The organism is Roseobacter sp. AzwK-3b, from assembly GCF_000170875.1.
Taxonomy (GTDB): Bacteria; Pseudomonadota; Alphaproteobacteria; order Rhodobacterales; family Rhodobacteraceae; genus Roseovarius; species Roseovarius litoreus.
Genome location: NZ_ABCR01000009.1, coordinates 84,901 through 107,265, shown reverse-complemented (window position 1 = coordinate 107,265; position 22,365 = coordinate 84,901). Strand labels below are relative to the sequence as shown.

Sequence of the window (22,365 nt, the reverse complement as noted above, 5' to 3'; positions counted from 1 at the left end):
CGAAAATGGGTAAAGTTGCGCCCCGCATACAGGATACGGGGCGCATATGGTCAAGAGGCAGACCTTAGAACAGGCCTTCGATATCGCCGTCAGCGTTCAACTTGATCGCCTCGGCCGCAGGTTTGCTTGGCAGACCCGGCATGGTCATGATCTCGCCGCAGATCACGACGACGAAACCGGCACCCGCGCTCAGGCGGACTTCGCGGACCGGCACCGAATGGCCGGTGGGGGCGCCACGGCGTCCGGGGTCAGTGGTGAAGCTGTATTGTGTCTTGGCCATGCAGACAGGCAGATTGCCATAGCCTGCATCTTCCCATTCCTTGAGCTGATTGCGGATCTTCTGATCGGCCAGCACCTCATCGGCGCGATAAATCCGCTTGGCAATCGTCTCAACCTTCTGCAGCAGCGGCATGTCGTCGGGATAAAGCGGAGCGAAATTGGCCTGATCCGCCTCGGCGATGGTAGCCACGCGGGTCGCCAGTTCCTCGGTGCCTTCCGACCCTTTGGCCCAGTGTTGGCACAGGATCGCCTCTGAGCCCTGCTCGGCCACATAATCCTTCACGGCCTGCACTTCGGCATCGGTATCAGTCACGAAATGGTTGATCGCCACAACCACCGGCACGCCGAAGGATTTGACGTTCTCGATATGACGTCCAAGGTTCGGGCAGCCCTTCTTGACCGCCTCGACATTCTCCGCGCCCAGATCGGCCTTGGCCACACCCCCGTTCATCTTCATCGCGCGCACTGTTGCCACGACCACCACCACGGACGGCGCGAGCCCGGCCTTGCGGCACTTGATGTTCATGAATTTCTCGGCGCCCAGATCCGCCCCGAAGCCTGCTTCGGTCACGACGTAGTCAGCCAGTTTCAGCGCCGTTGTCGTCGCCATGACCGAGTTGCAGCCATGCGCGATATTCGCGAACGGACCGCCATGAACGAAGGCTGGGTTGTTTTCCAGCGTCTGAACGAGGTTGGGCTGCATCGCATCCTTCAGCAGCACGGTCATCGCACCGTCGGCCTTAATGTCACGGCAGGTGATGGGCTGCTTGTCACGCGTATAGGCGACAATGATGTTGCCAAGACGGTGCTCCAGATCCTCCAGATCGGTGGAAAGGCACAGGATCGCCATGACTTCCGAGGCCACCGTGATATCGAACCCGGTCTGGCGCGGGAAGCCGTTGGCGACCCCACCAAGCGAGGTGACGATATCGCGCAGCGCGCGATCGTTCATGTCCAGAACCCGGCGCCAGACGACCCGGCGCTCGTCGATGCCCAGCTCGTTGCCCCAGTAGATGTGATTGTCGATCATCGCGCTCAGCAGGTTGTGAGCCGTGGTGATCGCGTGGAAATCCCCAGTGAAATGCAGGTTCATTTCCTCCATTGGAACCACCTGTGCATAGCCACCGCCGGCCGCGCCGCCCTTCATGCCGAAGCACGGGCCAAGGCTTGCCTCGCGAATACAGACCGCCGCTTTCTTGCCGATCCGGTTCAGACCGTCTCCCAGACCCACCGTGGTCGTGGTCTTGCCTTCGCCGGCCGGCGTCGGGTTGATCGCCGTCACGAGAACCAGCTTGCCGTTCTTGTTGCCCTTTACCGAGTTGATGAAGTCCTGGCTGACCTTGGCCTTGTCATGGCCATAGGGCAGCAGGTGATCGCTTGGGATGCCAAGTTTCTCGCCGATTTCCTGAATCGGCTTCTTGTTGGCTTCACGGGCGATTTCGATGTCGGACTTGTAGCTCATTGTTTTTCCTCGTGGTGGCCAAAGGCGGTGATGCTTTCCCGTCGCTCTTAGCTCGTCTGCGACAGTATACAGCACGCGATTCCGACATATCCGGTAGCTGTTGCGGCGGGCTGTCGCACCGCCGTTTCTGATCGGAAACAGCGCGCGACAGAAGGAAATCAGCGGCAACCGGCGGACAGGCGGTAGGGTCAAGCTCGCAGCGAACAGGCCCGGGTCAGGCGATCAAGCGCCATGTATGGCTTTCATATGGGGCCAGGGCCTTTGATCCGGCACATGCAGCGTTACCGTGTCACCAACCCTCAAAATGCCTTCACGTTCGACCCAGGCCGTCACGCCCCGGCGGCCCTTGGCAGCGGTTTTGAAGGCTTTGCCCTTGCCGGGCGAATCCTCGTCTATGACCTTGGCGGGCAGATGACAGGGGCGATTTTCCATATCCACCACCAGCGTCGTGCCGGCGGAGCTCTGAAGCCGGGAGGATGGCGGCACATGAGTGAAGTCCGGGATGCCTTGCAGCACCATCGACGCCCCGACCCACGCGGGGTTGATGGCCTCTACGCCCATCCGCGCGGCGATCGCATCAAGATCTTCGGCGGAAAGGATGGAAAACTGACGAACGTTGCGAATTTCCGTGCCTCTTGGATACTGGCTTGTGACCCGGCTGCAGGATGATCGTGTCAGACCAGCGTGCTCTTCACCCTCAACTCCGGAGAAAGTCGCCATCACCTCATCAAGCGACTCGGCGCGCAGGGTCGCGTCGCGATCCGACACGCGCCCCAGCCAGATGATCTTCGCGGTGAAGTCGGTGGGAATCAATGCCGGCATGTCATCTGTCTCCTTGCATCATCAACCCAAGTTCGTTGCAGAACGGGCAAGGCGCGGCCAAATGACGAAATGCGCCCCGGCATATGAGCCGCAGTCATACGGTAAGCGTAAAGAACAACCGGCGGAACGGAAACAGTACCGATCCATCCGCTCGCACGGGATAGGCCGCATGCATGACCTCTTCGTAGCGGCGGATCAACTCGGCTTTTTCGGCATCGTCCAAGACTTCGAGCACCGGCCGCGCATACGTACTTTCGGTGAAGCGACGCACAGGGTGGCTGCCCGCCTCGGCCATCAGCCGTTGGTAATACTCAGTCTCCCACATACGGAACTGACCGAGCGGCGTCAGAAGCTCTTCGTATTTAACGGGGGTCATGACGCCGGGTGTGCCCATCTTGTCCACGCGACCCGGCACCAATTCTTCAACCAGACTCAGCCAGACGCGATGCGACGGCGCCTTGTTCTGATGCGGCATTTGCACCGCCAGAGTGCCACCCTTGCCCAGCATCCGCGCCAGACGCGGCATCAATTGCTCATGATTGCCGACCCAGTGCAAAGCCGCGTTCGAGAAGATCAAACCCGGCGCGCGGCGCGGATGCCAGTCCTTGATATCCGCCTGCTGCACACTGTCATATCCCATCGCTTGCCGAGCTTTTTGCAGCATTGCGGGCGATGCGTCCACGCCGATCACCTGACGCCCACCGGCGCGGGCCTTCAGCGCCTCGCCGATGGACCCGTTGCCACAGCCCAGATCCACGACATCCCCAGCCCCCATCTGGCCAACCGCATTCAGCAGGTCCAACCCGGGTCGCAACCGCAAATCCCGGAACCTTGCATAGGCTCCGGGATTCCAGTCGGTTTTTACAGAAGACCCGATCACACTGAGGGCTCGGGCTCCGGCCCGCCTTCACCCAATCCAGGCGAGGATTTGGGTTTGGTCTTGGGAATGGCGGTCAACGATGGCTTTTTCTTCTCCTCAGGGGCGCTGCCTTCGTCGTCACCGGCCTCGGGCGGCTCGCCCCGGATGACGCGGGCTATTTCCTCGCCGGTGAGGGTCTCGTATTCCAGAAGCCCCTGCGCCAGTCGCTCCCACTCGTCCTTGCGCTCGGTCAGGATCTTGAAGGCCGAGGCGTAGGCTTCGTCGATCAGGCGCTTGACCTCATCTTCGATGAGTTCCTTGGTATGGGCGGAAATCGAGAAGCCTCCCGCACCATTGCCCATGTACCCTTCATGGGCCTGCTCGTAATCCACATTGCCCACCTTGTCGGACATGCCCCACCGAAGGACCATCGCCCGCGCAAGGCCACTGGCCTGCTGGATGTCACCCGCCGGACCGTTCGACACGTCATCGGGACCGTATTTGAGGATCTCGGCCGCTTTGCCCGCCATGGTCATGGCCAGCTTCTGTTCGCATTCCGACTTGTGCCAGTTCAGGCGGTCGATCTCGGGCAGGCTGACAACCATGCCAAGCGCACCACCGCGCGGAATGATCGTCGCCTTGTAGACCGGATCACATTTCGGCAGCGCCAGACCGACCACGGCATGGCCCGCTTCGTGATAGGCGGTCTTTTCCTTCTGGTCATCAGTCAGAACCATCGACCGGCGCTCGGCGCCCATCATGACCTTGTCCTTGGCGTTCTCAAAATCCTCCATCGTCACGAAACGACGGCCCACGCGCGCCGCCATCAAGGCGGCTTCGTTCACGAGGTTGGCAAGATCGGCACCGGAAAAGCCGGGGGTGCCGCGGGCAATGATCCGCAGGTCCACATCGGGGCCAAGCGGGGTCTTGCGGGCATGCACGCCGAGGATCTTCTCGCGCCCTTTGATATCGGGGTTGGGAACCGTGATCTGACGGTCGAACCGGCCCGGACGCAGAAGCGCAGGATCAAGAACGTCCTTGCGGTTGGTTGCCGCGATGATGATCACGCCCTCATTCGCCTCGAACCCGTCCATTTCAACCAGGAGCTGGTTGAGCGTCTGTTCGCGCTCGTCATTCCCGCCGCCATAGCCGGCACCGCGGTGCCGACCCACAGCGTCGATCTCGTCGATAAAGACAATGCAGGGCGCGTTCTTCTTGGCCTGTTCGAACATATCGCGCACCCGGCTGGCACCGACGCCCACGAACATTTCCACGAAATCCGAGCCGGAGATGGTGAAGAACGGAACCCCGGCCTCCCCGGCGATGGCGCGCGCCAGCAGCGTCTTACCGGTGCCCGGAGGGCCAACCAGCAAAGCCCCTTTGGGGATCTTGCCGCCAAGACGGCTGAACTTCTGCGGATTGCGCAGGAATTCCACGATCTCTTCCAGCTCTTCCTTGGCCTCATCAATACCGGCCACATCGTCGAAGGTGACGCGCCCATGCTTTTCAGTCAGCATCTTGGCCTTGGACTTACCAAAGCCCATCGCGCCACCCTTGCCGCCACCCTGCATGCGATTCATGAAATAGATCCACACGCCGATCAGCAGGACGAATGGCAAGAGCGAGATCAGGAAGGTCTGAAAGCCCGACTGCTCCTGCGGCTCGGCATTGACCGGGATATCCGCCTCGATCAGCATGTTGGTCAGTTCGGCGTCCTGGGGCTTGATGGTGACGTATTCTTTGCCATCCGCACCGCGGAAGCGCACGTTTTCGCCATCCAGCGTGACCTGGCTCACATTGCCGTCCTCGATCGCGGTCACGAACTCGGAATACTTGATCGCCTTGCTCTGGAGCGTGTTGCCCGGGCCGCTGAACAGATTGAACAGTGCCAATATCAGCAGGAACAGAACCAGCCAGAAGGCGATATTTCTTGCGTTGCCCAAGGAAACTCTCCTTAAAATTCGGATAGAGCGGACCTACCACGAGACCCACCCAACTAAAATAGAGATCACATCGATTACTTCAATGCGATAAAAAAGAGGTGAAGTATGCCTCTTCGTCGCGGATCAGAATGGCGCGCCACCCGTTTTCAAGACCGGCAAGCGGTGCGGCCAACAGCTCATCCTCTCGCCAGACCGAAGGGCCGGCGATCAGCGACGTAGCCGGCAGACCGGTTTCCCGGCGCCCGGCACAGTGGGACAGGCCGTTTTTGCCCAAGGCGCGCAGCTCGGCGCCCGCGATGTCAGGCCCTTCCAGCCGCCATCGTCCATCCCAGACATGCGTCACCTGACAGCGTTCCGAGGCGACGGCTTTCCATTCCCTCGTGATCCGCAGATGGTCTTTTCGCAGCGTCACAAGACACCCCTGCAACGTCATGTCGCGCCCCTCGGCAATGGCGTCGAGAAGATCATCGACCGCCCGACCACGGGGGACATATTCCGCGCCGCTGATCCATTTCAACGAGGTCTGCATGATGCGACGAGCCGTTTCTCGGGGCAGGCCGTCGAAGCCCGGCCTGTCGACAATCAGATCACCCGACTGGATGCGCACATGCTGCCGCGCCGCCTCAAGCGCATAGAGATAAAGGGTTTGCCGCACATCGGACATCCGGTGCGCCATCGCCAAAAGGCCCGCCGTCGTAATCCCGAGAGGGGCCAGTTCCTGCAAGGCCGCCCGCGCCTTGACGCGCTCATAGCGGGGATCTTCGTTACTGGGGTCCTCCACCCAAGTCATGCCCCTGCCTTCAAGTGCGGCGCGCAGCTCGTGCCGAAAGATGGCAAGGGCCGGACGGCAAAAGGTTACGCCATGGCTTTCGAAGCGCTCCGACATGGCGGACAAGCCATCAACACCCGCGCCACGCGCAAGCCGCATGAGGAACGTCTCGGCCTGATCGTCCGCCGTATGGGCGATGGCGATACAGGCGATACCCTGACCGCGCGCCCACTGAGCCATCAGGCCATATCGCGCCCTACGGGCTTGATCCGACAGATTGCCGCGGCCGTCCCAATCCGTCCATGTCAGGATATCATGCGGCACGCCCAAACGCTTGCAATCGGCGGCGACCTTGGCAGCCTCCTGCGCAGCTTCGGGTCGCAGGCGATGATCCACGGTCACCGCATGAAGAGCAGGCCCCCCGGCCAACCGCCAGTCATTCAGAACGACCAGCAAGCCAAGCGAATCACTCCCCCCCGAGACGGCCACGGCCAGCCGCTCTGGTGCATTTGGCAGGAAATGGCCGGCGAACCGGTCGCGCAGCGCGTCCGGTTCCGTGGTCACTGACAGCCCAGATTGCTCATCGCCGCCTGGGCCTGTCCGACTGCGGAATCGCCCGGAAACCGGTTGCCGACCTCTGCCAGGGTGACGCAGGCCTGCTCGGTCTGCCCCAGAGCGCCAAGCGCGGAGCCCAGACGGAACAGCGCCTCGGCGGCTTCGGGGCCGTTGTTGTCGCTGCTGAACGTGTCGAGATAGGCGCGCGCGGCCTCTTTCATCTGTCCTCCAGCTTCCAGAGCCTGCCCGCGCAGCAGACCTGCCCGCGCGGTCAAGGGACCGCCCGGATAGGTCTGCTGAAACGTCGCGAATTGCTCTGCTGCCGCGGCATGCTCGCCGGCATCAAGCGCCTCTTTGGCACGTTTGAAATCGGCCTCTTCGCTGACCGCAAGCTGGGGGGCTTCCGGCTCGCCGCCTTCTGAAGGTTGAGCCGAAAGTGCGGCCCCGCTTGCGCCACTGGCCGACGTGTCGATGCCCCCAAGCGTGGTGCTGTCGCCAAGTGCTCCGATGTCGCAATCGGTTTCAAGTTCGCACAGCCGGAATTCGAGGTCACCAATCCGGTTCGCCCCGTCCTCGGCCACGCGTTCCACCTTGAATTGCAGCTCTTCAGTCTTGGCTGTCAGACGCTGCAACTCGCTTTCGATGGCGTTCACACGTTCGATCACCGTGCCGCTGCCGCTCAACTGTCCTGCGGCGCCGGTGGTGTTCAGTTCCCGTTTGAGTTTCTGCAACTCGACAAACAGCACTGACAGTTCCTGCCGGATATCCGCCAGGGTTTCCGTGTTTGCCTGCGCCATGGCTTGCCCCGGAAGACTTAACGCAAGAACTGTCAGAATCGTCACGATCCGGTGCATCGGCACTCCCCTCATGCGCGTGGTGGCGTCAGCTGCTCGGGACGGCGGAAATGACCGTCACGGCGCGGCGGTTCTTGGCGTAACAGGCCTCGTTGCTGCACAGCTCGATGGGGCGCTCCTTGCCGTAGCTGACCACCTTCAGGCGATTACCGGCAATGCCGCGGCTGACAAGATATTCCTGCACGGCATTGGCTCGGCGCGCGCCAAGAGCGAGGTTGTATTCCCGTGTGCCCTGCTCGTCGGCATGGCCTTCGATCACGGCCGAGTAATCGATATTGGTCATCAACCACTGCGCCTGACCGTCCAGAACGGCCTGAGCCTCGGACGAAAGGGTGGATTGATCCACGGCGAACAGAACCCTGTCCCCGATGGTTTGCTGGAAATAGAGCGGCGAGGTGGGATCACTGGCCGATCCGGCCATGCCGGCGTTCATGCCGCCATTGTTGAAGCCTGCGCCCGTGCCATCGTCGAACCGGTCGGGGTTCGAGCAGGCCGCCAGCGCGAGCCCGGCGCACAGCAAAAGGGTCTTGCTCAGATAGGTCATTGGGTGCCTCGTTCTTTTCTGGTGTCTTGCTGTCGTCAAATCTATCATAGCCACTGCATCTTGGGAATGCGCCGGTCCCGGGTGTCCTAATCCTGCAGCGGCGACCATGACGGATCGCTGCCCCCGGCCTCGGTCGGCACCTTGCGCAGGTTGCGCCCGGAAATATCCACCGAATAGAGGCTGGCGCTGCCCTGTGCGCCCTGCGTTTCGCGGGTGAACATGATGACCCGCCCATTGGGTGACCATGTCGGCCCCTCGTCAAGAAACGATGCCGTGAGCAGGCGCTCTTCGCTGCCATCGGTGCGTATCACCCCGATATGGAACCGGCCCTTGGATTGCTTGGTGAAGGCAATCAGATCACCGCGCGGAGACCAGACCGGCGTGCCATAACGCCCCTGCCCGAAGCTGATGCGCTGCGCCTCGCCGCCAGCGGACGGCATGATATAGAGCTGCGGGCTGCCCGAGCGGTCGGATTCGAACACGATCCGGCTGCCATCGGGGCTGAAACTGGGTGCGGTCTCGATCGACGGCGCATTGGTCAGCCGGGTGCTTGTCCCGCTGCCGATATCCATCATGTAGAGATCCGTATTGCCGCCACTCGACAGCGAATAGACCACCCTGCGCCCATCCGGCGCAAAGCGCGGCGCAAAACTCATGGTGCCGTCTTGCTGCTCGAGCACGCGGCGCTGCGCACTGCCGACCTGCAGCACGTAAATCCGCGGAAAGCCGCTTTCGTAGCTGGTATAGAGCACCTGCCTGCCATCCGGCGAGAAGCGCGGCGCCAACACGATCGAGGCGCTGTCGGTCAGATAGCTGACATTGGCGCCATCATAATCCATGATCGCCAGCCTCTTGATCCGCTGGTCCTTGGGTCCGGTTTCCGCGACATAAACCACACGGCTGTCGAAATACGGGGCCTCGCCGGTGATCCGGCTATAGATCTGATCGGCGACCTTGTGCGCGATGCGCCGCCAGCCGTCCTGCGTGCCGACAAGTTGCAGGCCCTGCCCCAGTTCCTGACCCGCGAACACGTCATAAAGCCGGAAACGCACCACCAACTGGCCGCCCGCGTCGACCGACACAGCGCCAGTCACAAGCGCCTGAGCGTTGATCGCCTTCCAGTCGGCATATTGCACCGGACTGGAAAAACTGGTCACCCGGCTGATGAACGCCTCTGGCTGGATTTCGCGGAACAGGCCCGTGCCCGTCAGGTCGGCCGCGATGACCTCGGCGATGCGCCGCCCGAATTCCGCCCCTGTCGTGCTATCGGACACGAAATCCGGCGCCGCGAAAGGCAACGGTTCGATCACGCCTTCGGTGATCTCGATCCGAAGCGGGCCGGTCTGTGCCGTCGCGGGCAGCGACCACAGCATCAGGACGGTCAAGAGGCTCAGTATATAACGCATCATTTGATCCTCATTCTCTCCGGATTGAACGTCATTTCAATATCACGCCAGTGATCGTATTTGTCTTTCGGCAAATCATAGCCGTTCGCGCCACAGCGGATGATCGCCCGTCGCGCCGCTTCATAGGCCTGTCTTGCCGCGGCATCGCTTCCGCCCGACGAGCTGAGCAGTTCAATCGAGCCCGAGACCGGTTTTGCATCCTCACCCATGCGCACCTTCACAACGACGGTCGTGCGCAGCGCTTCGGAACTGAGCGATCCGACATTCCAGCATTGCTGCACCGAAACCCTGAGCGCGTCTTTTTCACCCGCCGTCAGAGGCGGCCCCGAGGGCGCGCCCTGATCCGCGCCACCGGCCTGACCGAGAGCTTCGGCCAAGGCGTCGTTGACCGCGCTTTCATCGGGCTGCGGCCTTGCGGCAGTCCGGGTGTCCTCGGCCGGCTGCGTCTGCTCGGCGGGCTGGGGTTGTGCAGTCTGGGGCTGTGCGGGCCGCGTCTTGGGCCGCAACGACCGCGACGGGGCGGCGCTGGCGGGATCGACCTGTTCGGCTTCGGTCACGATCTCGGTTGTGGATTCCTCGGGGGCTGTGGCCTCGGTCTCGGGCTCGACGTTTTCTGCGGCCTCGGCATCGGGCACGGTCTCCTGACGCTCGACCTCGTCGATCGCGACATCCGGCTCGGGAGGGGCCACCGCTTCGGGGGCCACACGCGGCGCGGGTCTGGGCTGCGGACGGGGCGAGACTTCGGGCACCAAAGCGGCGATGTCCTCCTGCGGGGGTTGCATCACCGGCGGCTCATCGCTGACCTCGGCTTCCGGCACGGGAACGGGATCAACAACCTCGGGGACATCGTCGGGCGGCGGGGTTTGCGTAACCTCGGGTTGCGAAAGATCCGGCGCCGCATCACTGGTCGAGGTCAGCTCCGGCAGGCCCTGCCCTTCGGCGGGCGGTTCGGGCGTGTCCACATTCGCCACAGCTTCGGGCGCGCGCGGCGCATCGATCAATGCGGCATACTCCTCGGCGGAAATCGCCGTAACGGAGGTGACTTCGAATGGCAAAGGATCCGACTTGAACGCCCCGCCGAACACCGCGAAGGCGATCAGCCCGATATGGGCCGTTCCGGATATGATCTGGCCGGTGTTCACCTGAGCGCCTTCAGCTGTCCTGCCCGTCGAGCTCGGGCCCACCCATATCCGTGACCAGCCCGATATCCGAGAAGCCGCCCCGGTTGAGCGCCCCCATGACCTGCATCACATCCGAATAGGGCGCCGCGCCATCAGCACGCAGGAAGACACGGGTGCTGTCTCGCTCCGCCGCGATCGCGCGCAGCCGCGTCACCAATTCCTCGCGCGGCACTTCGGATGTCTGGATGGTCACGACACCTTCGGCAGTCAGAGTGACCGTCAGGGGCTCTTCCTCTTCCTCGCCCGGCAAGGCGTTGGCGGCGGTTTTCGGCAATTCGACGGGCACACCCACGGTCATCAGCGGGGCCGCCACCATGAAGATGATGAGCAGCACCATCATCACGTCCACGAAGGGCGTGACGTTGATCTCGGCCATCGGACGCGACCGGCCCCGTCCGCGCCGCCTGCGGCCACTGCCGCCTGATTTCTCGGCTACACCTGCGCCCATCGGTCAGGAATCCAGTTGGCGGCTGAGGATCGTCGCAAATTCATCGGCGAAGGCCTCGTAACTGCCCACGATGCGGTCGGAATCCGAACTCAGCTTGTTGTAGAAGATCACCGCGGGGATCGCGGCAAGAAGGCCAAGCCCGGTGGCCAGAAGCGCCTCGGCGATGCCGGGGGCGACAACGGCAAGGCTTGTATTCTGCTGCTCGGCGATCTCGATGAAGGCGTTCATGATCCCCCAGACCGTTCCGAACAGGCCGATGAAAGGCGTGGTCGATCCGATGGTGGCAAGGATTTGCAGACTGCTCTGAAGCTCTTCGGTTTCCTTGGAGATGGCCACATCCATACTGCGGTCGATACGGGCGGTGGCGCCGGCGATCAGACCGCCGTCATTGCGATGACTGCGACGCCATTCCATCATCCCGGCGGCGAAGATCCGTTCGGAGCGCCCCGAAGGCTCGGGTCCGATTTCGTCGAACAGCTCATCCAGCGGCTCGCCCGACCAGAAGCGGCGGTCGAAGGCGGCGGCGTCGGCCCGCGCCTTGCGGTAAAGAATGATCTTCTGAATGATGATCGACCACGCCCAGAACGACGCGATCACAAGCATCCACATCACCAACTTCACGATGATCGTAGCGCGAGCGTAGAGGCCCCACAGTGAGAAATCCATCTCCTGTGCCAATGCCAGGGTTTCTGCTTCCATCTTGCCTGCTCTTTTTTGGGTGGCCTTGTTTTGCGGCCTTAATTGCGCCGCAAACTACCCGATTTTCAAAGGGAAAGCCAACAACATCCGCGTGACCATGCAGGGAAATGCGACCACGGGTCGGACACCGGCGGATAATCGCCGGATTTGCCGAGAAGGGTCAGTGCAGCAAAAGCCGGATATTCGCGGGAAGGCGGGCCGGGTGGCCGGTGTCGTTGATGCAGACAAGGGTCACAACGGCGGAAAAAAGAGTGTCCTTTCCGCGGGTTACCACCTGCTCCAGCACCAGCCGCGCGCCTGTCACGGCCTGCGTGCGGGTGCGGACCTCGAGCTCGTCATCGAATTTCGCCGACGCAAGGTAGTCCGCCTCGAGACGGCGGACGGCGAAAACCAGCCCCTCGGTCTCGCGCATGGCGTTCTGATCGATGCCCAACTGCCGGACCCAGTCACTCCGGGCGCGCTCTATGTATTTGAGATAATTGGCATAATAGACGATACCGGCCATGTCGGTATCCTCGTAGTAAACGCGTATCGGAAAGCTGTGGGACATGGGGGAGAACCTTAGGGGCGCGCTGCGGGATCGTCCAGCATGTACTCGGCCAGCAGGTCATATTCCGGGCCGTCCGGACCAAGGGTTGAGCGATAAAGACCAAAGCGGTCGGTCCGGAAAGGATCGAGGCTGAAATCCCCGTGCGACTCGAGAAAAGCGCCCAGTTTGTCGAGCTCGAATTGCGGCAAGGCGCGGTTGAGGCGCGCGAGGGTGACATGCGGGCGAAACCGCTCGCGCGGCAGGTCGACCCCTGCGTCACGAACCGCCACACGAACTTTTTTGCGCAGGGAAACAAGGGCTTCGGGGCGGTCGCTTGCGGCAAAGACAAGCCGGGGTCTGGCGCGGTCGAACACATCCAGCCCGGCGATGCGCAGATCAAAGGCCGGGGCGCGGATGTCACCGAGCAATTCGTTAACGGCCTCGGCGGTGGGCAGGTCCTGTTCATCCAGAAACGCGAGGGTGAGATGCAGGTTGTCCGGCTCCACCAGACGGCCCACACGCAGATCCGATTGCAGACGCGAGAGCGCCGCGCGCACCACATCGGGCAGACCTATGGCAACGAAAAGCCGCATGATACCAAGCCTTTAGTTGGGCATGATCCGGGCCGCCAGACGCATCGCATGGCTGCTGTCCTGCGCGAAAACCGGCATCACCGAATCATAGGCGGCGCGAATGAGCGAGGCGATGTCGGGCCGCAGGATGACCGCGCCGGTCTCAGGCACGCGGGCCAGCGGAGAGGCGTCCTTGAAGGCGGTATCGGACCATAGGAGGATCGTCTGAACGACCTGCGACAGCGCCAGCGTTTCCGCCGGGACAGAGCTTAACTCCTTGTCCATCCTCAGAAAAACGAAGCTGGCCTTGATCGCACCGGCCGCATCGAAGCGAAAGATGCGATACTGGTTGGCATCGGCCGCGACAAGACGCGCGACCAGAGGCGCCAGATCGGGAATTAATCTATCCAGATCAGGGACTTGCAAAAGTTCTTCCCAATCGCGGATGAAAAACACCATGAGGTTGATGCCCAGTTCGGGATCGGTCTCGGCCATCTGGTGATTGGCCAGCGTGGCGACCGCCTCGATCGCGCCTTTGACGATGCCAAGTGTCTGATCATCCACACCAAAAACGACAGGCGCGATGGGCCGCCCCCAGCGGGCGAACATGTAGGAGCCATCGGAGCGAGTGAAAAGTCGTTCGATCTGTTCGGCGCTCAGAGCTGCGGTCATGATCCCCCTCCTTCCACATGCCCCCCCTTAGCAGAGCCCGGCACGGAGGCAAATATCGCGCAAGGACGGTTTGTGTAGGACTCGTACGGAACAGACACGCGTTTGGGACGGAATACGGATGCAAACCCGCGATTTGTGTCCATCCCGTACGCAAATCACCCCAGCGCGCCCCCTTCGCGCCCCCTTCGCGCCCTGCGGTAACGCGATCTTAATCAGTGCAGGCCAGTATCAGGCCTCTGATCCCGATGCGGTCCAATCGAAGGGAGGCCAGAATCGTGCATGTCGAGAACCAGCTTGTCCCCATCATAGCGCCCACGGATCACATGGCCGGGGCGGGTGAGTTCGGGATGGTCCTGCGCCCAGTCGCGGAACCGGTCGTTCGACACGACGCGCGCCCGCTTGTCGAGCGCCATGTCGAGGATTTCGGGATCGGCCGGGCAACCGCGCGGAACGACCCGGACCTGCGCTCCGGGCAGGCCGAGCATCCGGCCCAGCTCGTCCCCGCGAAGATACCGCCCCGCCAGCAGATACCCCGCATTGGCATCGAAGACGACATCCGGCGACAGGCCAAGTTGCTTGAGATGGTCGACCACCTCGCGCAGCGTTTCGGCGCTTGGGGTTTCATCGCGCCAATGCATGACGTTGGAGCCGTCCACCACCACCGGGACCACACGCGCGCGGCGGCCCAACACCGCCTTGAGCAGCAACAGGAGCGCGGCGATGACCCAAGCCTCGGCCACAATGACCATGCCCGGCATGACAGGCAGAACATGCGCGGTCACCAGAGCGACGATACCTATACTTAAGAGTAAACACTGAACAATCATGGCGAGAGCATATTCTAACCTGAGCAGACTCGAAACACCCTTAATACAGATCGGCATCTGGTCGCCTATGCGGCGATACTGCGGCAAAGCCGTGGCAAGGATCCGGGCTGTGGGGCATCTGGTGTCGGCGACAGCTGACGCGGGATGGGTCTTGTCAGGCAAGGCGCTGTTTCGAGGCATATGGCCGGGCCGGAGCCTTGCGGGATTACGACGGGCTGGCCGGGTTTGCGCCCTTCGGATCGGGCCTTGGGCGACCCTGCGGGATATGCCCGCGACGCGGCGGGGCTCAGGGAGCGACGCCGGGCACGGGCCGATCGAGCAGGGCCTGCGCCACGCGCCGCGCCCAGGCATCATAGACCGCCGGGCCTGGATGGAAGCCGTCTTCGGCCATGCCAGAGGGGTCCAGGGCGTCGCCCACGGACAGGTGGATGACATCCGGGCGCGAGGCCGCGAGCCGCGCGAGTTCGTGATCGAGCACCATGGCCCTTTGCCCCAGAACATCGCGCAGCGGGCGCGGCAGCAGTGGAAAGCGATCGAGCGGCGGCACACCCGATGCGACCCAGAGCGTCACGCCGAAGCGGGTGGCCAGCGCATCGAGCAAGGCCGCATAATCACGCCGCCAGCGCCCGGCGGAAAGGCCGTTCTTGGTGTCGTTCACCCCAAGCGCCAGCACGGCGGCGTCATAGGCGCCGGGCGGCAGGGTATCGAGGCTTTTGAGCGTGCTGCGGGCGGTGGCGCCGCTACGGGCATGAAGCCGCCACCGCACCGCGCGATGCGGCGCGAGATGCGCCACCAGCCGACCGGCAAGCGCCATGTCCTGATGGGCGACGCCGACCCCCGCGGCGGAACTGTCGCCCAGCACCAGCAGCCGAAGGGGGGCGCCATTGCCGGTCTGCCCAGACCGGGGGCCGCGCGCCTCGGGCAGACGGCGGGCGCGGATGGCGACCCAGGCGGCCTGCGCCGCGAGCAGCGGGATCAGAGGAGTGTCGACGAGGCGCAAAGGCGGCAGGTCCCGAAGCATGAGGAAAGGCACGGCCATGAAAGCATGGGGCATGGCCCGCCGCGCGGGCCGTCGCGTGCCGGTATGGAGGGGCCAGGGCGCATGGGGCTATTTGCCGAAAAGATCGCTTTGCCCGGCCGCACTTGGCGGGGCCATGCCCAGATGCGCCCATGCGCGCTGCGCCAGCATCCGGCCACGCGGCGTGCGCTGGATGAGCCCCTGTTGCAGCAAGAACGGCTCGATCACCTCTTCAAGGGCATCGCGGCTTTCGCTGAGTGCTGCGCTGAGCGTTTCGATGCCGACGGGACCGCCCTGATAGGCCTCGGCGATGAGGCGCAGGTAGCGCCGGTCAGCCCCATCGAGGCCCAGCTTGTCCACGCCCAGACGAGTCAGCGCGTGATCGGCCAGATCACGGGTGATGCGCCCGTCGCCCTCGACCAGCGCGAAATCCACCACCCGGCGCAGCAGGCGGCCCGCGATCCGGGGCGTGCCGCGCGCGCGCCGCGCGATCTCGCGCGCGCCCTCGGTATCGGCGGGGGCGTTCAGCAGCACCGCGTTGCGGGTGACGATCTCGTGGAGTTCATCCTCGGTATAGAATTCGAGCCTTGTGGGGATGCCGAATCGGTCGCGCAGGGGGGTGGTGAGAAGGCCCAGCCGTGTCGTGGCGCCGACAAGGGTGAAGGGCTGCAGCTCGATCCGGACGGTGCGCGCGGCAGGGCCTTCGCCAATCACCAGATCCAGTTCGAAATCCTCCATCGCGGGATAAAGCACCTCTTCGACGGCGGGGTTGAGGCGGTGGATCTCGTCGATGAAAAGAACGTCGTTGCGTTCGAGATTGGTCAGGATCGCCGCCAGATCGCCAGCCTTGGCCAGAACCGGCCCCGAGGTCATGCGGAACCCCACCCCAAGCTCGCGCGACATGATCTGTGCAAGCGTCGTCTTGCCAAGGCCGGGGGGGCCATGAAACAGGGTGTGGTCCATCGCCTCGCCGCGCTGGCGGGCGGATTGGATGAAGATGCGCAGATTGGCGCGGGCCTCGGCCTGACCGATGAATTCACTCAGGGCCTGTGGCCGCAGGGAGCGGTCGGAATCCTCGGGAAGAGGATCGGGGCGCAGCGTGGGATCGGGGCTGTCCATGGCCTAGCCTTTCGGTGCCAGCAGCCTGAGGGCGGCGCGGATCATCGCGGCGGTCTCGGCTTGCGGGTCGGACTCGGCGGCCTGCGCCACGGCCCGCGCCGCCTCGCCGGGGGCATAGCCCAGATTGGTGAGGGCCGACAGCGCCTCGGCCTGCGCATCCGAGCGCGGCGGCGGGGGGGCCGCGGCCAGGCTGGCGGGTTCGATGACCGCATCCTCGGCATCGGAGGGTGGCGCGGGGGCCGAAGCCGTCGGGGTCGTGCCCATGGCCATCAGCTCGGGCAGCTTGTCCTTGAGTTCGTTGACGACGCGCTGCGCGGTCTTGGGGCCGATCCCGCGGGCGGCCTTGACCGCATTCCAGTCGCCCAGCGCGATCGCGCGGCCCACGCCATCGGGGCCAAGCGCGCCGAGAATGGCCAGCGACGCCTTGGCGCCGACGCCCTGCACACTCATCAGCAGGCGGTGCCATTCCTTTTCGATGAGCGTGGGAAAGCCGAAAAGCTGAAGCAGGTCCTCGCGCACAACGAGATCGGTGTAGAGGGCGGTATGCTCGCCCACGCGCGGCAGCGATTGCAGAGTGCGGTCGGAACAATAGACAAGATAGCCCACGCCGCGCACATCGATCAGCACATGGTCACTGGCGCGGTAGTCGATGCGCCCCGCGATCCGCCCGATCATGCCCCCACCCTCCGGGCAAGCGCAGGCATCCGCGCGTGATGGGCATGACAGATCGCGATGGCCAGCGCGTCGGCGGCATCGGCGCCGGCAAGCGTGATGCCGGGAAGCTGAACACGTACCATATGAGCGATCTGGTCCTTGGTGGCGTGGCCCACGCCGACCACGGTTTTCTTGACGGTATTGGGTGCGTATTCGCCCACCGCCAGCCCGAATTGCGCCGGGACAAGCAAGGCGATCCCGCGCGCCTGCCCGAGCTTGAGCGTGCCCGCGCCGTCCTTGTTGACGAAGGTCTGCTCCACTGCCGCTGTCTGAGGCGCGAATTGGCGGAAGATCTCGGTCAGCTGGACATGCAGCGACATCAGCCGCGCGGCCATATCCGTGCCCGAAGACTTGCAGATGCCATTGGCGACATGCGACAGGCGGCTGCCATCCACGTCGATCACACCCCAGCCGAGGTTCCGCAATCCGGGGTCGATCCCCAATACCCGCATATGTCCTGCCCCGCTCTTCTGGCTTTTGCAGAGGATTAGCACGAAACGGGAACAAAGACCAAGAAGAATGCGTGATGGGCGCGACACGAGAGAGGGGCCGCAAGTCATGCACAAACTGCATAAGGATTATGCAAAAAGCTTAGCTTGTCAGCAAAGCGGCTTCGGCATACCTGCCGCTCAGACGCGGGGGATCCCGCACAAAGCATTCATTCATCAAGGAACATGACCATGTCCGCCATCGACACCTCCCGCCCAGCCGCACCCGGCCTGCGCGGCGTGCTAGCCCATCTGCTGCACAGCTTCGCAAGCTGGAACGACGCCCGCGCGACCCGCTCGGCGCTGTCCAAACTGACCGACCGCGAACTGGACGATATCGGCCTGACACGCGGCGACATCGACACGGTTGCCCGCAACCTGTGACAGGGTCACCGATACACCGATGCGTGGACCCGGTGCGCTTTCCACGGTCGGAGCTATCGGACACAGCGACATCCAAAGCCCTGTGCGGAGACCCGTGCAGGGCTTTTTTGCAAGCGCGTCGCCTTGATGCCGGGCCAAGCTGCTATGCGGCGCGCCGGTGCAAGGCACATCACCAGGCATGGACGGGCGAGGAAGCAGGCCGGCACTGCAGAGGGCCGGTGATCGAAGGAAGGGGCGTCAGGACCACAGGGGATCCACAGGGCCTTCGGCGGGTTTCGCGGGTTCCGGAAACTTTGAAAGTTTCCGGGAGGATTTCTTTCAAAGAAATCCTTGGCCCGACGCCTATTGCAGGTAGGGGCGCATCTTGTCGGCAAGCCAAAGCGTCGCCGGGTCGGGCTGCATGATGAAGGCGCCGGCCTGTTCGACCAGCGAGCCGGAGCGCAGCGTGTCGATCCGGTCCTGATAAAGCGCCATGCCCAGATGCGACACGATCAGCGCCTTGAAGAGGATGAAGGCAAAAACAACCATCGCGATGCCGCGCGGCGAGACCGAAAGGGAACGGCGCTTGGGGCGGAACACGACAAGCCCGTCCTTGTTGACCCGGCCGACATAGCCATCGCGCATCTTCGCGCGTTTGCTGGTAATACGCTCGATCCGGTCGTCAAAATCCTTGAAAATCTCCGACATATCCAATCCTCTTGGTGTCGAGCCGTTCAAAATAATCAACATACATACTGAAAAAACACGGCGCTTTTATGGCAATTGCCACAATCTTGCCTTCATTTACCAAAAGATATCAAGGAATTATCAGGCCTATTTGGCCAGTGTTATCGTCGTCCAGTCACCAATCTCTTCGCGGTACTCAAGACTGTTTCCGGCATCGCGATAAACCGCGATCACCTCGTCGGCCTGCTCGTTCAGAACCCCCGAGAGAATCACCCGCCCGCCCGGCGCCAGCGCGGCGGTCACATCCCCCGCCATGTCGATCAGCGGCCCCTTTAGGATATTGGCGAAGATCAGATCGAAGGGCGCGGCCGAGGCGATCACCGGATGATCGAGGCCCATGGCCTCGAGGCAGGTGACGCGCCCGCCCAGATCGTTGGCGATCACATTGGCGCGCGCCACCTCGACCGCGACCTCGTCGATATCGCTGGCGAGAACCGTGCCCAGAACGCTGTCGGGCCAAACCCGCGCAGCACCCATCGCCAGAACCGCCGTGCCGCAGCCGATATCGATCACGGAATGCGCAGCAAAGCCCTGCCCGACCAGCCGGTCGAGGGCGCGCAGGCAGCCTTGGGTCGTGCCGTGATGGCCGGTGCCAAAGGCCATCGCCGCCTCGATCAGCAAAGGCTCGGCATCGGCGGGCACCTTGTCGGCGTCATGACTGCCATAGACGAAGAAGCGCCCCGCTTCGACCGGGACAAGCTCGCGGCGGACCTTGGCGACCCAGTCGGTGTCCGGCAGCTCCGAGATCGCGAAGGGCCGCGCGCCATGCATCGAGGCCAGAAGCGCCAGACCGGCCTGATCGGGGTCGGTGTCAAAATAGCCGCCCACCTCCCACAGACCGGAGCCGTCCTCCATCTCGAAGATGCCGACGCCTGTGGGTTCTGGATGGAGCGTTTCGAGGGCCGCGGCCAAAGCCTCGGCCTGGTCCTTGCCGGTCAGGGTCGTCAGGGCGGTGAAGGTGGCCATGTCGTGTCGTGCCTTTTGTCAGGTCTGGATCATTCCGCGGGCGCGGGCGCCGGCGGGCTGAGAATGGTTTCATGCCCCGGCGAGGGATGGCGCGGGATCAGCATGGCCAGCAGAAAGGACACGCCCGCCATGCCCGCCGCCATGATGAAGACCGACGCCGGAGAGACCAGCCACAGATAGCCCAGAAGCGCGGGCAGGAACACCGCCGCGATGTGGTTTATGGTGAAGGCCACGGCGGCGGTGGGCGCGATATCGCCGGGATCGGCAATCTTCTGGAAATAGGTCTTGAGTGCCAGGGCCAGCGCGAAGAGCAGGTGATCCACCACATAGAGTGCGGCCGCCAGCATCACGCCCCAACCGAACATGTAGATCCCGCCATAGGCCAGGAACACCAGCGCAAGCCCGGCATATTCGAAGGTTAGGGTGGCGCGTTCGCCATAGACGCGCACGGCCCGGCCCATCAGCGGGGCAAAGACCATGTTGGCCATCAGCGTGACCATGTAGAGGGCGGTGACCTCGTGGACGGCGAAGCCGAATTTCTCGACCATCATGAAGCCGGCGAAGACCACGAAGATCTGCCGCCGGGCGCCGGCCATGAATTGCAGCGCATAATAAAGCCAGTAGCGGCGGCGCAGCACCATGCGCTTGATCTGGGGGTTGGGCGCTTCGAACTGGGGATAGGCGAGAAGGCAGAAAACTGCGACCAGCGCGGTAAAGCCGCCGGCCAGCATGTAGACGGTGTTGTAGCTCAGATCGAGCGTTTCCCATGTCAGCACGATCAGCAGATAGGCCACGAGCGTGGCGGCCGACCCGGCGGCGATGAGCCAGCCCAGCACCTGCGGCGCGCGCAGCTTGTCGATCCATTGCAGTTGCAGCGACTGGTTGACCGTCTCGTAATAGTGAAAGCCGATCGAGCTGAGCATGGTGATGACAAGGATGCCGCCCAGCGAGGGAAACCAGGCGGTCATCGCCGTGGCCACGCCCAGAAGGATGAGCGACACCAGCCCCAGCACCTGTTCGCGCATGAAGATGATGATCGCGATCACGCCGATGGCCAGAAAGCCGGGGATTTCGCGCACGGTGTGCAGCCAGCCGATATCCGAGCCGTCGAACTGTGCCGCCTCGATCACGAAATTGTTCAGAAGCGCCGACCATGTGGCGAAGGCCACCGGCATGGCGGCGGCCATCAGGAACAGCAATGTCACGGGACGGCGCCAGAACGGCAGGTGCCGCGCGTGGGCCAGGGGGACGATCCGGATCATGGGACTGCTTTACGCCCATCGCGCGGTCTTGGCGAGAGGCAAGCTGCGTTTTTGCGGGCTGGTTTTGCGGGCCGGTTTTGCGGGCTGGGCGCGCGCCGGGAGGCCCGGCGGCGCCTGATCTGGATCAAGGACATTCAGGATTTTGCATGTCATGCACGCGCGAAACGCGAAAGGGCCAGACAATGGATCTTCTGACACTCGTGGAACGTATCGGCGAAGCACCTGCGGCGGCCCTGCTGGGGGTGATGACCGGCGTGATCTTCGGCGTGGCGGCGCAGCGCTCGCGGTTCTGCCTGCGCGCGGCGACGGTGGAATTCGCCCGCGGGCGGATGGGCGACAAGGTGGCGGTGTGGCTGCTGACCTTCTCGACCGCGGTGGTCTGGGTGCAGGCGGCGCAATATCTGGGCCTGTTTCGCGCCGAGGATGCGCGGATCATGGCGGTGCCGGGCAGCTGGTCGGGCGCGGTGATCGGCGGGCTTTTGTTCGGGGTGGGCATGGTGCTGGCGCGGGGCTGTTCGGGGCGTCTTCTGGTGCTGGCAGCAACGGGCAACCTGCGATCGGTGGTGTCGGGGCTGGTCTTTGCGGTCGTGGCGCAGATGAGCCTGTCGGGCTGGCTGGCGCCGACGCGCGACAAGCTGGCGGCGCTGTCGGTCACGGCGGGCGGGCAGAACATGGATCTGCTGGCGGCGCTTGGTCTGCCGGATATCGCCGGGCTGATGTTCGGGATCGTGGTGGCGGGCGTCGCACTGGCGGTGGCGGCGCATAACCGGATCGGCGGGTGGCGATTGATCTTTGCTTCGGGCGTGGGGTTCGCAGTGGCGGTGGGCTGGGTGTCGACCTATGCGTTGTCACAGATCGCGTTCGATCCCGTGGCCATTGAAAGCGCCACCTTCACCGGGCCGTCGGCCAATACGCTGATGTTTTTCCTCGATCATACGACGGTGCTGGAGTTCGATATCGGGCTGGTGCCGGGGGTGTTTCTGGGCGCGTTCGTGGCCTCGTGGCTGACCGGGGAATTCAAGTTCCAGGGGTTCGAGGACGAGGCCAACATGCGCCGCGCGCTGACCGGCGCGGCCCTGATGGGGTTCGGCGGCATGTTGGCGGGCGGCTGCGCCATCGGCAATGGCGTCACCGGAGGATCGGTCTTTGCGGGCACGGCATGGCTTGCGCTGCTCTGCATGTGGGTGGGTGCCATGGTGACGGATGTTCTGGTGGATCAACGCGGCGTGCGGGCTGCGGCGTGATCGGGGCGAACGCGCTTTGAAAA

General features: G+C 63.5%; 24 protein-coding genes. 2 read left to right on the top strand and 22 right to left on the bottom strand.

Going from position 1 to position 22,365, the window contains the following annotated elements:
- Positions 1-64 precede the first annotated feature (64 nt).
- The 19 genes from RAZWK3B_RS15455 to ruvC all read right to left on the bottom strand — a co-directional run bounded on the left by RAZWK3B_RS15455 (position 65) and on the right by ruvC (position 17,724).
- Positions 65-1,741 (bottom strand): formate--tetrahydrofolate ligase, encoded by a 1,677-nt coding sequence (locus RAZWK3B_RS15455; RefSeq protein ID WP_007816771.1) that lies wholly within the window; start codon positions 1,739-1,741, stop codon positions 65-67.
- A gap of 222 nt (positions 1,742-1,963) precedes the next feature.
- On the bottom strand, positions 1,964-2,563 hold the full coding sequence (locus RAZWK3B_RS15450; RefSeq protein ID WP_007816769.1) for an MOSC domain-containing protein: 600 nt from the start codon (positions 2,561-2,563) through the stop codon (positions 1,964-1,966).
- 94 nt (positions 2,564-2,657) lie between these two features.
- A complete protein-coding gene (locus RAZWK3B_RS15445; RefSeq protein ID WP_149778355.1) occupies positions 2,658-3,377 on the bottom strand; it encodes a methyltransferase domain-containing protein in 720 nt (239 codons plus the stop codon).
- Between the two features lie 62 nt (positions 3,378-3,439).
- A complete protein-coding gene (gene ftsH / locus RAZWK3B_RS15440) occupies positions 3,440-5,365 on the bottom strand; it encodes an ATP-dependent zinc metalloprotease FtsH (RefSeq protein ID WP_007816766.1) in 1,926 nt (641 codons plus the stop codon).
- A 79-nt stretch (positions 5,366-5,444) separates the two neighbouring features.
- Positions 5,445-6,698 carry a tRNA lysidine(34) synthetase TilS gene (gene tilS, locus RAZWK3B_RS15435; protein WP_007816764.1) on the bottom strand — a complete coding sequence of 418 codons (1,254 nt, stop codon included), beginning with the start codon at positions 6,696-6,698 and terminating at the stop codon, positions 5,445-5,447.
- A complete protein-coding gene (ybgF, locus tag RAZWK3B_RS15430) occupies positions 6,695-7,543 on the bottom strand; it encodes a tol-pal system protein YbgF (protein ID WP_007816763.1) in 849 nt (282 codons plus the stop codon). The genes tilS and ybgF overlap by 4 nt, the downstream gene beginning before the upstream one ends.
- A 28-nt stretch (positions 7,544-7,571) precedes the next feature.
- Positions 7,572-8,087, bottom strand: coding sequence for a peptidoglycan-associated lipoprotein Pal (gene pal / locus RAZWK3B_RS15425; RefSeq protein ID WP_007816761.1), 516 nt, complete (start codon positions 8,085-8,087; stop codon positions 7,572-7,574).
- An 86-nt stretch (positions 8,088-8,173) separates the two neighbouring features.
- Complete coding sequence (tolB, locus tag RAZWK3B_RS15420; protein ID WP_007816759.1) at positions 8,174-9,496, bottom strand: Tol-Pal system beta propeller repeat protein TolB; 1,323 nt, start codon at positions 9,494-9,496, stop codon at positions 8,174-8,176.
- On the bottom strand, positions 9,493-10,635 hold the full coding sequence (tolA, locus tag RAZWK3B_RS15415) for a cell envelope integrity protein TolA (protein ID WP_007816758.1): 1,143 nt from the start codon (positions 10,633-10,635) through the stop codon (positions 9,493-9,495). Before tolA ends, tolB begins: the two co-directional genes overlap by 4 nt.
- Before the next feature lie 10 nt (positions 10,636-10,645).
- Positions 10,646-11,122, bottom strand: a complete 477-nt coding sequence (gene tolR, locus RAZWK3B_RS15410) for a protein TolR (RefSeq protein WP_037296029.1) — start codon at positions 11,120-11,122, stop codon at positions 10,646-10,648.
- 3 nt (positions 11,123-11,125) lie between these two features.
- Positions 11,126-11,821 carry a protein TolQ gene (tolQ, locus tag RAZWK3B_RS15405; protein WP_007816753.1) on the bottom strand — a complete coding sequence of 232 codons (696 nt, stop codon included), beginning with the start codon at positions 11,819-11,821 and terminating at the stop codon, positions 11,126-11,128.
- A 160-nt stretch (positions 11,822-11,981) separates the two neighbouring features.
- Positions 11,982-12,371, bottom strand: coding sequence for a tol-pal system-associated acyl-CoA thioesterase (gene ybgC, locus RAZWK3B_RS15400; protein WP_037296027.1), 390 nt, complete (start codon positions 12,369-12,371; stop codon positions 11,982-11,984).
- Positions 12,372-12,382: 11 nt separating this feature from the next.
- Positions 12,383-12,943, bottom strand: a complete 561-nt coding sequence (thpR, locus tag RAZWK3B_RS15395) for an RNA 2',3'-cyclic phosphodiesterase (RefSeq protein ID WP_007816749.1) — start codon at positions 12,941-12,943, stop codon at positions 12,383-12,385.
- A 12-nt stretch (positions 12,944-12,955) separates the two neighbouring features.
- Positions 12,956-13,594, bottom strand: a complete 639-nt coding sequence (locus RAZWK3B_RS15390) for a hypothetical protein (RefSeq protein WP_007816747.1) — start codon at positions 13,592-13,594, stop codon at positions 12,956-12,958.
- 212 nt (positions 13,595-13,806) lie between these two features.
- Positions 13,807-14,376: an NYN domain-containing protein gene (locus tag RAZWK3B_RS15385; RefSeq protein ID WP_007816744.1), complete on the bottom strand. Its 570-nt coding sequence runs from the start codon at positions 14,374-14,376 to the stop codon at positions 13,807-13,809.
- 331 nt (positions 14,377-14,707) lie between these two features.
- Positions 14,708-15,475 carry an SGNH/GDSL hydrolase family protein gene (locus RAZWK3B_RS15380; RefSeq protein WP_007816741.1) on the bottom strand — a complete coding sequence of 256 codons (768 nt, stop codon included), beginning with the start codon at positions 15,473-15,475 and terminating at the stop codon, positions 14,708-14,710.
- A 54-nt stretch (positions 15,476-15,529) separates the two neighbouring features.
- Positions 15,530-16,558 (bottom strand): Holliday junction branch migration DNA helicase RuvB, encoded by a 1,029-nt coding sequence (gene ruvB, locus RAZWK3B_RS15375; RefSeq protein WP_007816739.1) that lies wholly within the window; start codon positions 16,556-16,558, stop codon positions 15,530-15,532.
- 3 nt (positions 16,559-16,561) lie between these two features.
- Complete coding sequence (gene ruvA, locus RAZWK3B_RS15370; protein ID WP_007816737.1) at positions 16,562-17,233, bottom strand: Holliday junction branch migration protein RuvA; 672 nt, start codon at positions 17,231-17,233, stop codon at positions 16,562-16,564.
- The gene (gene ruvC / locus RAZWK3B_RS15365; RefSeq protein WP_037296022.1) at positions 17,230-17,724 is read right to left on the bottom strand and encodes a crossover junction endodeoxyribonuclease RuvC; all 495 of its coding nucleotides are present in this window, start codon (positions 17,722-17,724) and stop codon (positions 17,230-17,232) included. Before ruvC ends, ruvA begins: the two co-directional genes overlap by 4 nt.
- Positions 17,725-17,952: 228 nt before the next feature.
- Between ruvC and RAZWK3B_RS15360 the strand changes: the two genes are divergently transcribed.
- Positions 17,953-18,144, top strand: coding sequence for a DUF1127 domain-containing protein (locus RAZWK3B_RS15360; RefSeq protein WP_007816733.1), 192 nt, complete (start codon positions 17,953-17,955; stop codon positions 18,142-18,144).
- Between the two features lie 342 nt (positions 18,145-18,486).
- On the opposite strand, the gene RAZWK3B_RS15355 is transcribed toward RAZWK3B_RS15360, so the two are convergent.
- The 3 genes from RAZWK3B_RS15355 to RAZWK3B_RS15345 all read right to left on the bottom strand — a co-directional run bounded on the left by RAZWK3B_RS15355 (position 18,487) and on the right by RAZWK3B_RS15345 (position 21,098).
- The gene (locus tag RAZWK3B_RS15355) at positions 18,487-18,831 is read right to left on the bottom strand and encodes a hypothetical protein (protein WP_007816732.1); all 345 of its coding nucleotides are present in this window, start codon (positions 18,829-18,831) and stop codon (positions 18,487-18,489) included.
- A gap of 126 nt (positions 18,832-18,957) precedes the next feature.
- Positions 18,958-19,836 (bottom strand): 50S ribosomal protein L11 methyltransferase, encoded by an 879-nt coding sequence (locus RAZWK3B_RS15350; RefSeq protein ID WP_007816730.1) that lies wholly within the window; start codon positions 19,834-19,836, stop codon positions 18,958-18,960.
- Between the two features lie 29 nt (positions 19,837-19,865).
- A complete protein-coding gene (locus RAZWK3B_RS15345; protein ID WP_007816728.1) occupies positions 19,866-21,098 on the bottom strand; it encodes an MFS transporter in 1,233 nt (410 codons plus the stop codon).
- Positions 21,099-21,280: 182 nt separating this feature from the next.
- Here RAZWK3B_RS15345 and RAZWK3B_RS15340 point away from each other — a divergent pair, with 182 nt between their 5' ends.
- Positions 21,281-22,342, top strand: coding sequence for a YeeE/YedE family protein (locus RAZWK3B_RS15340; RefSeq protein WP_007816724.1), 1,062 nt, complete (start codon positions 21,281-21,283; stop codon positions 22,340-22,342).
- The last annotated feature ends 23 nt before the right edge of the window (positions 22,343-22,365 follow it).

Coding starts and splice junctions, on each gene's coding strand:
- ruvA (WP_007816737.1), bottom strand. CDS start 17,233: ATGATCGGGCGGATCGCGGGGCGCATCGACTACCGCGCCAGTGACCAT.
- RAZWK3B_RS15355 (WP_007816732.1), bottom strand. CDS start 18,831: ATGTCGGAGATTTTCAAGGATTTTGACGACCGGATCGAGCGTATTACC.
- tolR (WP_037296029.1), bottom strand. CDS start 11,122: ATGGGCGCAGGTGTAGCCGAGAAATCAGGCGGCAGTGGCCGCAGGCGG.
- ruvB (WP_007816739.1), bottom strand. CDS start 16,558: ATGGACAGCCCCGATCCCACGCTGCGCCCCGATCCTCTTCCCGAGGAT.
- ybgC (WP_037296027.1), bottom strand. CDS start 12,371: ATGTCCCACAGCTTTCCGATACGCGTTTACTACGAGGATACCGACATG.
- RAZWK3B_RS15450 (WP_007816769.1), bottom strand. CDS start 2,563: ATGCCGGCATTGATTCCCACCGACTTCACCGCGAAGATCATCTGGCTG.
- RAZWK3B_RS15455 (WP_007816771.1), bottom strand. CDS start 1,741: ATGAGCTACAAGTCCGACATCGAAATCGCCCGTGAAGCCAACAAGAAG.
- pal (WP_007816761.1), bottom strand. CDS start 8,087: ATGACCTATCTGAGCAAGACCCTTTTGCTGTGCGCCGGGCTCGCGCTG.
- RAZWK3B_RS15340 (WP_007816724.1), top strand. CDS start 21,281: ATGGATCTTCTGACACTCGTGGAACGTATCGGCGAAGCACCTGCGGCG.
- ruvC (WP_037296022.1), bottom strand. CDS start 17,724: ATGCGGGTATTGGGGATCGACCCCGGATTGCGGAACCTCGGCTGGGGT.
- tolQ (WP_007816753.1), bottom strand. CDS start 11,821: ATGGAAGCAGAAACCCTGGCATTGGCACAGGAGATGGATTTCTCACTG.
- thpR (WP_007816749.1), bottom strand. CDS start 12,943: ATGCGGCTTTTCGTTGCCATAGGTCTGCCCGATGTGGTGCGCGCGGCG.
- tolB (WP_007816759.1), bottom strand. CDS start 9,496: ATGATGCGTTATATACTGAGCCTCTTGACCGTCCTGATGCTGTGGTCG.
- ybgF (WP_007816763.1), bottom strand. CDS start 7,543: ATGCACCGGATCGTGACGATTCTGACAGTTCTTGCGTTAAGTCTTCCG.
- RAZWK3B_RS15390 (WP_007816747.1), bottom strand. CDS start 13,594: ATGACCGCAGCTCTGAGCGCCGAACAGATCGAACGACTTTTCACTCGC.
- RAZWK3B_RS15360 (WP_007816733.1), top strand. CDS start 17,953: ATGTCCGCCATCGACACCTCCCGCCCAGCCGCACCCGGCCTGCGCGGC.
- RAZWK3B_RS15350 (WP_007816730.1), bottom strand. CDS start 19,836: ATGGCCACCTTCACCGCCCTGACGACCCTGACCGGCAAGGACCAGGCC.
- RAZWK3B_RS15380 (WP_007816741.1), bottom strand. CDS start 15,475: ATGCCCCATGCTTTCATGGCCGTGCCTTTCCTCATGCTTCGGGACCTG.
- RAZWK3B_RS15345 (WP_007816728.1), bottom strand. CDS start 21,098: ATGATCCGGATCGTCCCCCTGGCCCACGCGCGGCACCTGCCGTTCTGG.